This is a genomic window from Nocardia sp. NPDC019323, from assembly GCF_044389845.1.
Classification (GTDB): domain Bacteria; phylum Actinomycetota; class Actinomycetes; order Mycobacteriales; family Mycobacteriaceae; genus Nocardia; species Nocardia implantans.
This window is the reverse complement of sequence record NZ_JBIRYN010000001.1, coordinates 362,342-377,363: the sequence shown is the minus strand read 5'-3', so window position 1 is coordinate 377,363 and position 15,022 is coordinate 362,342. Positions and strand designations below refer to the sequence as shown.

Below are 15,022 nucleotides of genomic sequence, written 5' to 3'. Positions count from 1 at the left end.
GCAATATGAACGCATTTCACCGGCTTGCGATCCAGAATTTCGAGATGCCACAACTCGATTCACCGGCCGGTTGTGAAGTCTCCCTGAGCCCGCGCCTGCCGGTGTGGCGGCCGTTACGCTGGGCCGGACGCCAGCTGCGCACAATCTAATTCGCCGATCGCCGGAAAAGAATGGCGGTCGAACTGGATCCGACCCGGAGGATGTGCATGTCGGATATTGCAATTGTCGGCATCGGCTGCAGGTTTGCGGGGGGAATCGACTCGCCCGACACCTTTTGGGAATTCGTCCTGGACAAACGGGACGGCGTGGTCGATATGCCGGCCGATCGCTGGGACTACCGCCGTTACTACGATCCGGAACCGAGGACGCCGGGGCGCAGCTACACCAAGCGCGCGGCGTTCATGACGATCGACCCGTGGGAATTCGACCCGGACTTCTTCGGCATCTCCGCCCGCGAGGCGACCGTGCTGGATCCGCAGCAGCGCCTGATGCTCGAGGTGACCTGGGAGGCGCTCGACGACGCCGGGATCGCGCGGCGCGCGGCGGGCGGATCGATCGGCGTCTACGTCGGCGGGTTCGTGGTGGACCAGTCGGTGATCGGCGTGGTCGGCCCGGCCCTGTTCCACACCGACATGCACACTCCGGCGAGCGCGTCCTACACCATGCTGTCCAACCGGATCGCCTACGCGCTCAACCTCGTCGGCCCCGCGCTCACGGTCGACACCGCGTGCTCGTCGTCGCTGGTCGCGTTTCATCTGGCCTGTCAGGCGCTGGAGAACGGCGACTGCGAGGTGGCGCTCGCGGGCGGGGTGAACGTGATGCTGCAACCGGAGACCTTCGTCCTGATGTGCAAGGGCGGCTTCCTGGCCGCGGACGGCCGCTGCAAGTCCTTCGACGCCTCGGCCGACGGCTACGGGCGCGGCGAGGGCGCGGGCATGGTGGCGCTGAAGAAGCTCGACGACGCCGTCCGCGACGGCGACCGGATCTACGCGGTGGTGAAGGCGACCGGTTCCAATCAGGACGGCCGCACCACCGCGATCACCGTCCCCAACGCCGATTCCCAGGAGGCGCTGGCCCGTTCGGTGTGCAACCGTGCCGGGCTCGCGCCGGAGGCGATCACCTATGTCGAGGCGCACGGCACCGGCACGCTGGTCGGGGATCCGGTCGAGTTGCGCGCGCTCGGCCGGGTGTTCGGCGCGCCGGCAGGGCGCACCCGTTCGCTGGGCGTCGGCTCCGTGAAGTCGACCCTCGGGCACACCGAGGCCGCGGCGGGTATCGCGAGCGTGATCAAGGCGGCGCTGGCCATCCGGCATCGCACCATCCCGCCACAGGGTTGGCTGGACACACCGAACCCCGACATCCCGTTCGACGAGTTGGGCTTGCACGTGCAGCTCGAGGCGGAGGCGCTGCCGGACGACGCCGAGCCGATGACCGTCGCGGTCAACGGTTTCGGCTACGGTGGCACCAACGCCCACGCCATCCTGCAGGAGTTCCGGCAGGGCTCCACCCCGCCTGTCGCGCCGGCGAGGCATTTCGGCGTCCTGCCGATCTCGGCGCGCAGCACCGGCGCGGCGCGTGCGCTGGCCGGCCGGTTCGGGGATCTGATCGCCGCGGGCGCCGATCCGGAACGGCTGGCGGAGGCCGCCTGGACCCGCATGGCGCACCACCAGTACCGCACGGGCGTGCTCCTCGGCGACACCGCCGAGCTGGTGCGCGATCTGCGCTCGTTCGCCGCGGGCGAGGGCCGCGACGCCGCGCGCACGATCGTGGCGCGGACGGCCGAACCGGTGTTCGTGTTCTCTGGCATGGGCCCGCAGTGGTGGGGGATGGCGCGCGAATCGCTGAGCGGCGAGGGTGTTTTCGCCGACACCGCGAAGGCGGTCGACGCGGAGTTCCGTTCGGTCGCCGGGTGGTCGATCATCGAGGAGCTGCTGCGGCCCGAGCAGGAGTCACGGGTCACCAGCACCGAGGTGGCGCAGCCGGCCAACTTCCTCGTGCAGGTGGCGCTGGTGCGGGAGCTGGCCGAGTACGGCATCCGGCCCGCGGCCGTGGTCGGGCACAGCGTCGGCGAGGTGTCGGCGGCCTACGTGAGCGGCATGCTGTCGCTGCGCGACGCGGTGCTGGTGGCCTATCACCGGGCCCGGTTGCAGGCGACGACCGCCGGTTCGGGCGGCATGCTCGCGGTCGGGATGTCGCCGGAGCGGGCCCGCGAGCTCGTCGGCGACGACCAGCGGGTGGATGTCGCCGCGATCAACAGCGCGAGCTCGCTGACCTTGTCCGGTGATGCCGACCGCCTCGATGCGCTCGCCGAGAAGCTCACCGAGGACGGCGTTTTCGCGCGCAGGCTGCGCGTGGAGGTGCCGTACCACAGCCGGTTGATGGACCCCATCCTGGACGAGCTGCGCGCGGCGCTGGCCGGGCTGACGCCTGCGGCGCCGACCGTGCCGCTGTACTCCTCGGTCACCGGCGAACCGGTGCTCGGCCCGGAGTGGGACGCCGAGTACTGGTGTGCGAACGTGCGCCAGCCCGTCCTGTTCGCCGACGCGGTCACGAAGCTGATCGGCGCGGACCACCGGGTCTTCCTGGAGGTCGGCCCGCACCCGGTGCTCTCGGGCAATATCCGCGAAGCGCTGCTCGGCGCGGACGTCAACGGCACGACGGTGCCGACGCTGGATCGCAAGCAGCCGGATTCGGTGAGCATCCGCCGCACCCTCATCGGCCTCTACGGCGCGGGCGTGCTCGACCTGGACGAGCTGTTCCCGGCGCGGCATCCCGCCACCCCGCACGTGCCGCTGCCGCGCTATCCGTGGCAGCGGACCCGGCTGCACGCGGCGCTGCCGCTGTTCGAGCAGGCCCGGCTCGGCACACCGGGCGCCTACGCCATGCTCGGCGATCCCGACGTGGAGGGCCGTCCGGACTGGCTGCTGCAGGTCGGCACCGAGCTGCTGCCGTGGCTGGCCGACCACGTCGTCAACGGCGTCAAGATCATGCCGGGCGCGGCGTACCTGGATGCCGCGCTGAGCGCGACGGCGTCCCGGCTCGGCGTGGAACGGGTCGCGCTGGAACAGGTGCGGTTCGTGGCCCCGCTGATCATGGGCGCGCCGGACGTGCCGCTGGTGGCGCTCACCGTCGAGGAGGCCAGCGGCCGGTTCCTGATCCGATCGCGCTCGGCGACCGGGACGGCCTGGACGGTGCACGCGTTCGGCCGCACGCTGACCGGCAGCCACAAGCCGACCAAGGTCACGGTGCCCACCCTGGACGTCGGTCTCGACGTCGACCCGGACATGTTCTACAGCGGCCTGGCCGCGGCGGGACTGCAGTACGGACCGGCTTTCCGCCGCGTCACCTCCGTGCGCGTCGGCGCGGACGCGGTGGTGGCCACCGTCGACGGCGCCATCGCCGCGGACTCCGGACATCTGGCCCACCCCGCGGTGGTCGATGCCGCGATGCAGTCCGCGGCCCTGCTGTTCGCCGACGCCAGGATCGACGAGGGCACGCTGGTGCCGGTCGGTGTCGCGGCGGTGCGGCTGGTCGCGCCGCTGCCCGAGCGGATCACCGTGGTCGCGCGGCGCGACCCACGGGCCAGGCTGCGCGCCGACGTGGACCTGCTCGACGACGAGCACAACCTCGTGATGCGTTTGAGCGGCCTGCAGATCGGCGCGCTGGCGCCGGGCCAGGATCCGCTGCACCGGATGGTCGACTTCTACTACACCGAGACGCTGGAACCGCGCGATGCCATCGATCCCGCCGCCCTGCCGCAGGATTCGGTGTCCACGGTGATCATCGCGCTGGGCAGCAGCTGCACGCGGGCGGGGCAACTGGCCGCCGCGCTCCCGGGCTCCCGGCTCTACGTGGCAGGCGTGGCGGGCCGCGAACTCGCCGCCGATCTGGCCGCGACACTGTCGGCCGCCAAGGCGGAGGGCGCCGACCGGCTGCACGTCTGCGTGGTCGCGGGCGGGGTCGAGGACGATGTGGCCGATCTGTGGACCCTGGAGCGGATCGCGGTGGCCCTCGACGAGTTCGTGCACCCGGAGACCACCGAACAGGGGCCGCAGAGCGTCTTCGGGGACGGGTGGTGCCATGCCACCCTGGTGACCGAACAGGCGTTCGCCCTGCCGGACAGCCCGGTCCCGCCGAACTCGAATCACGCCGCGCTGGCCGGTGCGCGCCGGGTGCTGCTGAACGAGCAGTCGGCGTTGCGCTGGCGGTTGATCGACGTCGAACCCGACACCGCGATCGGCGATCTGATCGGGGAGCTGGCGGTGCCCGGCGCCTTCTGGAACGACAACCTCGACGAGGTGGTGCTGCGCGCGGGCAAGCGCTGGGTCCCGATGGTGACCAAGCCGTTGCAGGAGCGCCTCGACGCCCTCGACACCGCCGAGCCGCTGACCGACCCGGAAGCCAGCTTCGCACTGGAGATGCCCCGCACGCGCCTGCTGTCGGCGTTGGCGTGGCGGCAGTGCCCGCGGCCCGAACCGGGACCGGGCCAGATCGAGGTGCGGATGAAGATCATCGGCCTCAACTACAAGGACCCGCTCAAGGTCATCGGACTGCTCGGCGAGCGCGAACTGGCGCCGACCTATTTCGGCACCGTGCCCGGAATGGAGGGCGTCGGCGAGGTGGTGCGGGTCGGCGCCGCGATCACCGACGTCACGGTGGGGGATCTGGTCGCCGTCGCCGCCAAGGGCATGATGCAGCGCTACGTCGTCGTCGACCGGCAACTGGCCATCCCGCTGCCCGCCGACGCCGATCCGGCCTACTGCACCAGCACCATCGCCTTCGGCACCGCCGAGTACGCGCTGCTGGATCTGGCCCGGCTGGAACCGGGCGAGACGGTGCTGATCCACGGCGCGGCCGGCGGTGTCGGCACGGCCGCGATCCAGGTGGCCAAGGATCGCGGGGCGCGCATCATCGGCACCGCCAGCACCGACGAGCGCCGCGCCCACGTGCTCGCCCTCGGCGCCGATCACGCGATCGACTCGCGCTCGCTCAACTTCGTCGACGACGTGCTGGAGCTGACCGGAGGCAAGGGCGTCGAGGTGGTGCTCAGCAGCGCGCCGGGGGAGATCCTGCGCCAGAACTTCAACGCCGTCGCCGAATTCGGGCGCATCGTGGAGGTCGGCAAGGCCGACATCTACACCGGCGGCCTGTTGGAGATGGCGAACTTCGACAAGAACCTGGCGTACTTCTCGATGGATCTGGACCGCTTGGTCGCCGTCGACGCGCAGCGGCTGGCCCGTTTGCTGCAGCGGGTCTACGAGAAGGTGCTCGCGGGCACCTACCAGCCGCTGCCCTACAGGCTGTTCGAGACCGACGAGGTGGGCAGGGCCTTCGAGGAGACCATCCGCTCCACCGGCTTGGCCAGGATCGCGCTGCGCATGGATTCACCCACCCCTGCGGTGCGGCCGTACCTGCCGGAGATCGAGATCGACAGCGCCGCGACCTATCTCGTCACCGGCGGTTTCGGTGGGTTCGGGATGGCCATCGGGCGCTGGCTGGTGCTGCGCGGGGCGCGGCGGCTGGTTCTGCTCGGCCGCGGCGGCGCGAGCACGGAGGAGGCCCGCCGTCAGCTGGAGGCGTGGCGAACGGTAGGCGTGGAGGTGGTCGAGGAACGGGCCGACGTCACCGATCCGGAGGCGGTCGCCGCGATCGTCGCGCGGTCGCACAGCGCAGAGCACCCGCTGCGCGGAGTGTTCCACGCGGCGGGCGCGGTGGCCGACAATCGGCTGGCCGCCATGCAATTCGACGAGCTGGCACGGGTGTATCGCCCGAAGGTGCACGGTGCGAGGGTGCTGCATCGGGCCGTAGCCGACGCGGGCATCCGGTTGGACATGTTCGTGCTGTGCTCCTCGGGCGGCTCGATGTACGGCATCTACGGTCAGTACAACTACTGCGCGGCCAACGTGGCGGTGGAGTCGCTGGCCGAGGAATGGTCCCGGGCCGGCGAGCGTGCGCTGTGCGTCGGCTGGGGGCACCTGTCCGGCGCGACGGGAGGCATGGCCGCCGACGAGACGGCCCTGAAGTACCTCGATCTGGTCGGCTTCGACCCCATCGACATGGCCGACGCCACCGCCTATCTGGAGCAGACGCTGCGCTTGGGCGTGGCCCGCGCGGCGATCATCCCCACCGACTGGGCCAAGCTGACCGGCACCTTCCCGCAGCTGACCCGCACCGGGCGCACGACCGCGCTCGCGCAGGCCTCCGCGAAGGACACCTCCGAACTGGCCCGGCTGCGGGCGGAGGTGGCCGCGATCGAAGAGGGCAAGCGCGGAGCCTTCGTCGCCCGCAAGATGGCCGAGGAACTCGCCGTCGTCATGGGCGTGCCGGTCGAGTCCATCGACATGACCGTTCCGGTGCCCGAACTCGGGCTGGATTCGCTGATGGCGGTGGAATTGGGGGCGCGGGTCACCAAGACGCTCGGCATCGACCTGATGTCGCTGCAGATGGGCCGGTCGTTCAGCCTCGAGCAGGCGGGTCCGAAGGTGGCGGAGCTGATTCTCGCCGCGGAGTCCGGTCAGGCACAGCCGGTCGCGGATCCGGCCCCGGCGTCTGCGTCGAACGGCGCAGCGCCCGAACCGGTTCCGGCGCTGCTGGCGGCCGGGGCCAAGCCGTGACCGGCCGCCGTCGTCGAAACGAGGAGTTCCCGTGGTCCGTTTCGGGCTGATCGATGAATGGGAGCCGGGGCCGGGCCGGCTGGTCAGCTGGGTGGCGTCACCGGAGTCGGTGGCGCGCGCCCGGCGGGCGCCGGTGCACCCGGCCCCGCCCTCGCACCAGCAGGAGCAGTATCTGCGCCTCGCCGATCGGCACGCCGACGCGGATTTCCGGTACTCGGGCCTGTGCCTGGTGACCGCGGAGATCCCGGCCGGGGGGCTGGACCGTGCCGCGATGACGCGGGCGGTCAACGCGTTCCTGCTGCGCCACGACACCTTCCGGACCTGGTTCCGGGTCGACGCCGCCGGTGCGATCGAACGGCACCTCGTGCCCGCCGGCGACGTCGATTTCGTGCCCGTCGACTACGGGCACGTGGACGAGGCCAGGGCCATCCGCGACCATGTGCAGAAGACCACGCCGGGGCCCTTCGACTGGGACTGCTTCACCTTCGGGGCGATCGAACGCGAGGACTCCACGACGGTCTACCTGGCGGTCGATCATCTGCACACCGACGGATTCGGCCAGTACCTGTCCGGGTTCGACCTCGCGCTGTTGTACCTGCGCGAGGTGTGGGAAGACGTCGGCATGCTGCAACCCGCGGCCAGCTATCTCGACTACTGCACCGCCGAGCGAGAGTACACCGGCCGGATGACGCTCGCCTCGCCCGGCGTGCAGAAGTGGCTGGAGCTGATTCGCGGAAACGACGGCGAACTGCCCTCTTTTCCTTTGGATCTGGGCAGGCGCACCGATGTCTACAACCGCAGCGCGCACCGCACGGTCACGCTGTTCGACGAGCACACCGCGCTGCGGTTCGAGCGGGTCTGCCGCGACAACGGCGCGGAGTTCGTCGGCGGCATCTTCGCCGCGGCGGCGCTGGCCGAGCGCGAGCTCGTCGACAGCGACTACTACTTCGGCATGACGCCCGTCAGCACCCGTAGCTCCGCGGCCGAACGAGCGTCCGTCGGCTGGTATGTGACGTTGCTTCCGGTGGCCTTCCCGCTCGGGTCTGCCACCTCTTTCGGCCGAGCCGCGGCCCTCGCGCAGCACGCTTACGAGAATGGCCTTCGCCTGGCCCCCACCTCGTTCCAGCGCGTGGTGGAACTGCTGCCCGCCGACTCCGATCTGGATCTGAAACCGGGCTGGTCCACGCCGATGATCTCCTACGTCGACGCCAGAGAACTGCTCGGCAACGAGTTCTTCGACCTGGCGTCGTGCGGGTTGTACGCCAATCGGGCCGCCTCCGAGCAGGTGCTGATCTGGATCAACCGGCTCGCGTCGGAGACCACGCTGAGCGTCATCTACCCGGACACGCCGGTGGCGCACGATTCCGTCGAGCGCTATGTGGCCACGCTGCGAGCGGTGTTCGCGGCGGCGGCCGGGAAGACACGGTGAGGAGGACCTGTGCACACGGCATTCCGGGATCCGGGGATCCCCGACGGAGAGAAATCCGTCTACACCGTCACCGTCGCCGACCGGCCGCCGAAGCTGGACCTGATCAGCGTGGTGTCGCACGACGGCGACGGCTACCGCTCGATGCTCGAGGTCGGTCTCGGGCACGCGAACTTCGCGATGACCGTCGAGCAGCGGTTCCAGCGCTCTGGGGACCGGTTGTCGGCCGAGCGCTACCGCGCCGAAACCCGCTCGGGCGCCACGGTGGTCAGCCGGGAGGAAGCCAACTTCATCGGCACCACCCACCTTCAGTTCGGCGGCGGTATCGCGCCCTTCCCGGCCAACGTGATGCCGCTCGCCGGTGGCCTGACATTGCTGCGCGGCCTCGACTTCGCCGAGGGCGCCGAGGAGTGCGTCGATCTGTGGCTGGCCTTCTCTGTCCACGTCCCGCTCGGGGCGAAAGTGGAGCAGCGCACCGTCGTCGACGTACCGGCCGGGCGCATCACCAGCTGGCAGGTACGGCTACGGCCGCGGTTGTCCGGGTTGAACACGATGGTGGAGAAGGTGATCGGCGGATTCCTGCCGCCCGCGGTGGCCCACTTCGACGCGGACCCGCCGCACCGGCTGGCGCGGCTCAGCTTCCCGACCGGGCCGATGCCGTGGGATCCACGCGGGCTGATGGAACTGGTCGCGTAGCACCGCGGGGTCCGGAAGGCGGTGCACATGTCGGGCGATGCGGGAGGTGCGGCGGGGCGCGATGAACATGCCGCCCGGCCCGCACTGCGCGCGGGCCGGGCGGCTTCCTCGGTCAGCTGATCTGCGTGCCCGACCAGCCGAAGCTGAAGCTGTGGCCCTTCGAGGTGCACAACAGGGCGCCCCGGCCGCCTCCGGTGCAACTGGCGCCACCGTTGGTGAGGGTGCCATCGATCGGCGGGCTGTCCGCGCGGCCGTGCGGGCCGGTGAGACCGAAGGTCGGATGGGCGGGCAGGAACGGCAGGTCGATCGCCAGATCGTAGACCGTGAATCCGAACAGGTTGGTGCCGTAGCGGCCCCGCAGGAGTTTTCGCCGCAACAGCCAGGCAGTGCCGGTGAGGGACCGAAAAGGCGCGGCGACGGGATCGGTTTGCTGCGGAGGCACCGTCCCACCGGCTTGTCCGCCGAGTGAACCTCGGGGTGATCCACATCACTGCCTGACGCTGTCAGGAATCCGGCAGCTGTCTCGTTCAGGGAACACGCGAACCAGACAGGAGCGAACCATGAAGCACCGCATCGTCGTCCTCGGGGCAGGCTACGCCGGAGCCTTCTCCGCCGGCTACCTGGCGCGTCGGCTCCACTCCGACGACTTCGAGATCACCGTGGTCAACGCCGAACCGGATTTCGTCGAACGGCTGCGCCTGCATCAGCTCGCCGCCGGGCATGATCTCCCGCACCGGCCGCTGGCGGAGGTGTTCGCAGGCACCGGCATCCGGTTACGGGTGGCGCGGGTGACCGGCGTCGACGTCGAGCACCGGACTGTCACGGTCGCCGACGGCGATGGCGTCGACCGGCTCGGCTACGACACCCTCCTCTACGCGCTCGGCAGCACCGTCGCCGATCACGGTGTTCCTGGCGTCGACGAACACGCCTTCCACGTGGCGGCGCGGCCGTCCGCGCTGCGGCTGCGCGCACGACTGGACGAGCTGCGCGGGGACGGCGAAGTGCTGGTGGTGGGCGGCAACCTGACCGCGATCGAAGCCGCCACCGAGATCGCCGAAGCCCGCCCCGGGCTCCGGGTCGCCGTCGCCACCAGCGGCGAACTGGGCGGCTGGCTGGGCGCCGAGGCCCGCCGCCACCTGCTGCGCGCCTTCGATCGGTTCGGTATCACGGTCTACGAGCACACCACCATCGAGCGCGTCGAGCAGGCGGCGGCGGTCGCGTCCGACGGCACTGCCCTCGCCTCCGACGCGACCGTGTGGGCCGCGGGGTTCGCCGTCCACCCGATCGCCGCCGCCAGCGGCCTCGAGGTGCTCCCCGACGGCCGGATCGAGGTCGACCGTCAGATGCGGTCGGTCTCCCACCCGGATGTGTACGTCGCCGGTGACAGCGTCTTCGTCATCGGCGACAACGGTGGCCCGTTGCCGATGTCCTGCGCTTCGGCGGGATACACCAGCATGCAGGCGACGGCCGCGATCATCGGGGACCGGACCGGGCGCGAGATCCCGACGACCGCGCTGTCGTATGTCGGCAACCACATCAGCCTCGGTCGCAAGGACGGGATCTTCCAGTTCGTGGACGGTGCGGCGCGATCGAAGTCGTGGGCGCTGCGTGGCCGGGCGGCCGCGCGCGTCAAGTCGGCGATCGTCGGGACCGCCGCCTGGAGCGTGAGCCACCCGACCTTCGGAAGGCCGAGTCGCCGTTACCGCTCGGCCACCGCCCGAGAGCGCTCCCTCGACGCGATCGCCGCATAGAGTCACGCTCATGGACACGGCCACCCTGGCGCGTTTCGAGGCCAGCCGGAATCGGCTGGCCGCACTCGCCTACCGTCTGCTCGGCTCGGCCGCCGACGCCGAGGACACGGTGCAGGACGCCTTCCTGCGGTGGCAGGCCGCCGACCGCGAGTACGTCGAAGTGCCGGAGGCGTGGCTGACCAAGATCGTCACCAACTTGGCGCTGGACCGGCTCCGGTCGGCGCGACTGCGGCGCGAACGCGCGGTCGGCGCCTGGATGCCCGAACCGCTCCTCGACGGCGACCCGATGCTTGGCCCGGCCGACACCGTCGAACAGCGCGAATCGGTGACCCTGGCGGTGCTGACGCTGATGGAGCGTCTCTCGCCGGTCGAACGGGCCGTCTACGTGCTGCGCGAGGCCTTCGACTACAGCCACGCCGAGATCGCCGGGATCCTCGGCATCAGCGAGTCCGCGAGTCAGCAACACACCCACCGAGCCCGGCGCCGAATCGCCGCCGCCCGCAACGGCGCGGACATCGACCATGCCTGCGCGCGCCGCATCGTCGAGGCGTTCGTCGACGCCGCCTCATCGGGCCGGACCGAACGGCTGGTCGCGCTGCTGACCGACGACGCCACCGGCATCTCCGACGGCGCCGGGCTGGGCCTGGCGGGGAAGCTGATCCGGTACGCGACCCCGGAGCGGATCGCAGGCGCGGTGCGAGCCGGCTTCAAACCGACGCCGGCCAAGCGCAGGCTCGCCGGTGGCACCCCGGCGATCCACGCCGCCGTGGTCAACGGCTGCCCGGCCATGGTCGCCACGCTCGGCGACCGTGTCGTGGGCCTGGTGGTGCTGGAAGTCCGCGACGACAAGATCGCAGGCGTGCGCGGCATCGCCGCCCCGGACCGACTCGGCCGCCTCACCGAGGAATGGCGGCGGCAGGAGCACGACGTCCCCTTGATCGAATCGTGGTGACCGGCGGTTCCCCTTCGGCGCGACCGTCCGCGATTTCTTGTACAACGGCTCCGCCAGCGCAGATGCCGGACGGCTCTGTCCCACGACGCGCCTCGGTGCACGATTCACCCAGAGAACCGCCGCGGAGTCGAGTAAGGCACTCACTCCGTAGGGCACCCGGCGCGTATTCCGGGAATGCAACCGTGACGCCGTGGCGAGCGAGCGCCAGCCGGCGGGGACGCCCGCGCAGCCGACCGGCGCACGGCAGACATGATGCCCGCGCGGATGGCGCTCAGCGCGCGGTCGGCGTGCGGTCGCGGATGCGGCCGACGGTGGCCGGGATGATGCGGCGGCGCGGCGACCACCAGTTGGCCGGGCCCATCAGTTGGACCAGCGCGGGCACCAACAGCATGCGGACCAGGGTGGCGTCCACGACGAGCGCGATGATCATGCCGAGGCCGAGGAAGCGCATGGGCGTGAGCGGGGAGAGGGTGAACGCCCCGGTGACGATCACCAGCAGGGTTGCCGCGGCGGTGATCACGCGCGCGGTCCTGACCGTGCCGAGGCGCACCGCCGCCGCCGTGTCGGCGCCCGCGTCGTGCGCTTCTACCATGCGCGACAGCAGAAACACCTCGTAGTCGGTGGACAGGCCGAAGACCACGGCGATGATCAGCACCAGCATGCCCGCCGCGATCGGGCCCGTGCTCACGCCGAACGCGCCGGCCAGATGCCCGCCGCAGAAGATCCAGGCCAGTACGCCGAAGGTCGCGGCGAGGCTGAGGAAGGCGAGGACGACCGCCTTGAGCGGCAACACGATCGAGCGGAACGCGGTGGACAAGAGCACCACCGTCGCGCCGACCATGACGAGGATCATCCACGGCATGGCGGCGACGATGGACCGCACGCTGTCCACGGTGGCCGCGGTGTCGCCGCCGATCCACAGCACGGTGCCGTCCGGGGGCGTCAGACCGCGCATGCAGCGCACCGAGTCGCTCGCCGCCTCGGTGCGATCGGTGTCGCGCAGAAACGCGTGGAAGACGACGAAATCCTCGGCGCGGCCCACCTGGACGACCTGCCGCACACCGTCGACCGTGCCGAGTGCCGCCGCGGCCGCGTCCACCGCGGCCGACTGCGGCGGCCCGTCCGTGCCGCGCAGCACGATGGTGGCTCCGCTGCCCGCCGCGGGGAATTGCCCGGTCAGCTCCTCGATGGTGACGCGCATGGGGTTGCCCGGCGGCAAGGCGTGATGGTCGATGTCGCCCAGCCGCAGCCCGGCCAGCGGCGCCGCGAAGACCAGCAGGACGGCGCCGACCAGCACCGTCACCAGACCGGGCCGCCGCAGCACACGGTCGACCAGGCCACCCCAGAACCGGTCGGTGCGATCGATCGCGCGCGCGGTGCCGATGCGCGCGCCGAACAGGGCCAGCAGTGCGGGCAGCACGGTGAGCGAGAGCCCGGCGGCCAGCGCCACCGCCGTGATCGCGCCGATGCCGAGCGAACGCAGCACCGCCTGCGGGAAGACGAACGTCCCCGCGAACGCGCAGACCAGCAGCAGCGCCGAGAACGCGATGGTGCGCCCTGCGGTCGCGTACGTGCGGATGATCGCGGAGCGCGCGTCGTGCCCGTCGGCGACCTCCTCGCGGAACCGCGTGACCAGGAACAGTCCGTAGTCGATCGCCATCCCGAGGCCGAGCAAGGAGGCGATGTTCATCGCGAACGTGCTGACCTCGGTGAGTTCGGCGAGCACGCGGATGGCGCCGCTCGCGCCGAGCACGGTCAGGCCGCCGACCACCACCGGGAAGGACGCGGCGATCAGACCGCCGAACACCAGCACCAGGATGAGCAGCGTCAGCGGCAGCGAGAGCGCTTCGGCCCGGACCAGATCGTGCTGGGACTGCGCGTTGATCTCCGTGGAGACCGCGCTGTAGCCGGACAGATCGGCCGGGACACCCGGAACGCGGAGCAGCGGTTCGATGTCCGGATACGCGGCGACGCGCTGGTTGGCGTCACCCGCGAGATAGACCACGGCCAGCGCGTGCCGGTCGTCGGCCGACCGCAGGAACTGTTTGCGCGCGAATCCGGCGTTCCAATAGGTTTCGATCGGCCGTTGCAGCATCGCCGGATCGATCCGCGCGAGCGCCTCCCGAACCCGGGGGCCGATGTCGTCGAGCGTCTGTCCCTCCGGAGCGGTGTAGCGCACGACCACGTCGGGGTTCTGCGGTCCGAAGTGCTCGCTGACGAGCTGATCCACGTGCGCGGACTCGCTGCCGGGATCGATGAACCCGGCAGCCGTGACCTTGTCCGACGCTCCGATGCCGAGCAGGCCGGACAGCAGCATCACCCCGGCGACGACGGCGAGCACCATCCGTGGCCGGGCGAGGACCACCCGGGCGACGGCGGTCATCCCACGGCCGCATCGTGCGGCGCGAGCTCGGCCTCGAGCCGCGCGGTGATCGTGTCGAGCAGCGCCTCCAGGCGGGGCTCGATGCCGGCGCCGTTGCGGCAGGAGACGGTCAGCTCCAGCTTCCCGCGCGATTCGACCATCGCGAACAGCAGCGGCATCGCGCCGCTGTGCTGCGGTAGCACCCGCATGGTCGTCGGTGTCCAGCCGGGCACCGCCATCTCGTCGAGATCGAAGGCGCCCAGGTGGGAGACGGTGGCCGACACCATGTTCCGATTCAGCCGAGCGCCCAGCCAGTTGCTGCCGCGCAGCACCGCGCGGATGACGGCGTCCGGAAACTTCGACAACTTGCCGTTGTCCAATTCGTTCAGTTCGCGTTTCTCCCGCAGCCCGCTGCGCATCCGCTCCCTGACCGTCTCCCAGTCTTCGCCGGGCGCCACGTCGAGGAACAGGGGAAGCGCCAGATTCGCGGTGGAGCGCAGGGCCGGATCGTGCCTGCGCAGATCGACCGGGATCATGAAGCGCGACTTCGCATCCGACTCCCCGGCCAGGATCGCCGCCACCCGCGCGACGATGCCCTTGCCGGTCGCCTCGATCGTGCGGTGGCGCAGCAGCCAGCGCGGGGCCGCCGGATCCTGGCGGCCGCGCCCCGACGGCGCCTTGAACGTGGGCAGCACCAGCGTCGGTCGGCCCGCAGCGCCTGTCCGCGCGACCAGTTCGGCGTCCGCGACCGGGTGCGGCGCGCCGACGGGACGCCGGCCACGCAAGGCGCGCAAGACGTCGTCGACCCACAGGCGCAGGCCCATGCCGTCCATCACGCCGTGGAAGGCGCGGAACAGCACGGTGGTCTGCGCGCCCGTGAGCAGCAGCACCTCGGTGGTGCGGTCAGGCGTGGGACCGATCGGGCTGTTCAGCACCGCGTCGTGCTCCAGGGCGTCGTAGTTCAGCGACCATCCCGGCACCACGCGCACGGTGGCGGCCAGACCGCTGTCCACCCAGTCGCGGCCGTCGCGCACCAAGCGCGCGCCGGGGGCGGCCGCCGACGCCAGGTCGACGGCGGCCTGCAAGGCGGCCGGGTCCAGGCTGCCGTCGCCGTGGACGGCGAGGTGCATCACGAACGGCGGAGTCACCTGCCGGGTGGAGAAATAGAGGCGTTCGGTGGGGGTGATCTTCCTGCGGAAGACGGGTGCGTTGCTCATGCTG

8 protein-coding genes are annotated in these 15,022 nt (G+C 71.0%); 5 read left to right on the top strand and 3 right to left on the bottom strand.

Features of this window, described 5'->3' with window-relative positions; genetic code table 11:
- The first annotated feature begins 206 nt into the window (after positions 1-206).
- From ACH49X_RS01705 to ACH49X_RS01695, 3 genes are read left to right on the top strand one after another with little or no spacing between them, the layout of a single operon-like run.
- On the top strand, positions 207-6,614 hold the full coding sequence (locus ACH49X_RS01705) for an SDR family NAD(P)-dependent oxidoreductase (RefSeq protein ID WP_357207199.1): 6,408 nt from the start codon (positions 207-209) through the stop codon (positions 6,612-6,614).
- A 31-nt stretch (positions 6,615-6,645) separates the two neighbouring features.
- Positions 6,646-8,043: a condensation domain-containing protein gene (locus tag ACH49X_RS01700; RefSeq protein ID WP_357207201.1), complete on the top strand. Its 1,398-nt coding sequence runs from the start codon at positions 6,646-6,648 to the stop codon at positions 8,041-8,043.
- Between the two features lie 9 nt (positions 8,044-8,052).
- On the top strand, positions 8,053-8,736 hold the full coding sequence (locus ACH49X_RS01695; RefSeq protein ID WP_357207203.1) for a hypothetical protein: 684 nt from the start codon (positions 8,053-8,055) through the stop codon (positions 8,734-8,736).
- Between the two features lie 112 nt (positions 8,737-8,848).
- Here the strand turns inward: ACH49X_RS01695 and ACH49X_RS01690 are convergent, their stop codons facing one another.
- Positions 8,849-9,178: a hypothetical protein gene (locus tag ACH49X_RS01690; RefSeq protein WP_357105660.1), complete on the bottom strand. Its 330-nt coding sequence runs from the start codon at positions 9,176-9,178 to the stop codon at positions 8,849-8,851.
- Between the two features lie 118 nt (positions 9,179-9,296).
- On the opposite strand from ACH49X_RS01690, the gene ACH49X_RS01685 reads away from it, so the two are divergent.
- The gene (locus ACH49X_RS01685; RefSeq protein WP_357105662.1) at positions 9,297-10,487 is read left to right on the top strand and encodes an FAD-dependent oxidoreductase; all 1,191 of its coding nucleotides are present in this window, start codon (positions 9,297-9,299) and stop codon (positions 10,485-10,487) included.
- A 10-nt stretch (positions 10,488-10,497) separates the two neighbouring features.
- Positions 10,498-11,439: a sigma-70 family RNA polymerase sigma factor gene (locus ACH49X_RS01680; RefSeq protein ID WP_195080136.1), complete on the top strand. Its 942-nt coding sequence runs from the start codon at positions 10,498-10,500 to the stop codon at positions 11,437-11,439.
- Between the two features lie 271 nt (positions 11,440-11,710).
- Here the strand turns inward: ACH49X_RS01680 and ACH49X_RS01675 are convergent, their stop codons facing one another.
- Positions 11,711-13,822 carry an MMPL family transporter gene (locus ACH49X_RS01675; RefSeq protein ID WP_195080135.1) on the bottom strand — a complete coding sequence of 704 codons (2,112 nt, stop codon included), beginning with the start codon at positions 13,820-13,822 and terminating at the stop codon, positions 11,711-11,713.
- The gene (locus ACH49X_RS01670) at positions 13,819-15,018 is read right to left on the bottom strand and encodes a peptide synthetase (protein WP_195080134.1); all 1,200 of its coding nucleotides are present in this window, start codon (positions 15,016-15,018) and stop codon (positions 13,819-13,821) included. The genes ACH49X_RS01675 and ACH49X_RS01670 overlap by 4 nt, the downstream gene beginning before the upstream one ends.
- Positions 15,019-15,022 lie beyond the last annotated feature (4 nt).

What these genes read in the sequence shown, in the direction of transcription:
- ACH49X_RS01705 (WP_357207199.1), top strand. Translation starts at nt 207, where the DNA reads ATGTCGGATATTGCAATTGTCGGCATCGGCTGCAGGTTTGCGGGGGGA.
- ACH49X_RS01685 (WP_357105662.1), top strand. Translation starts at nt 9,297, where the DNA reads ATGAAGCACCGCATCGTCGTCCTCGGGGCAGGCTACGCCGGAGCCTTC.
- ACH49X_RS01680 (WP_195080136.1), top strand. Translation starts at nt 10,498, where the DNA reads ATGGACACGGCCACCCTGGCGCGTTTCGAGGCCAGCCGGAATCGGCTG.
- ACH49X_RS01675 (WP_195080135.1), bottom strand. Translation starts at nt 13,822, where the DNA reads ATGACCGCCGTCGCCCGGGTGGTCCTCGCCCGGCCACGGATGGTGCTC.
- ACH49X_RS01670 (WP_195080134.1), bottom strand. Translation starts at nt 15,018, where the DNA reads ATGAGCAACGCACCCGTCTTCCGCAGGAAGATCACCCCCACCGAACGC.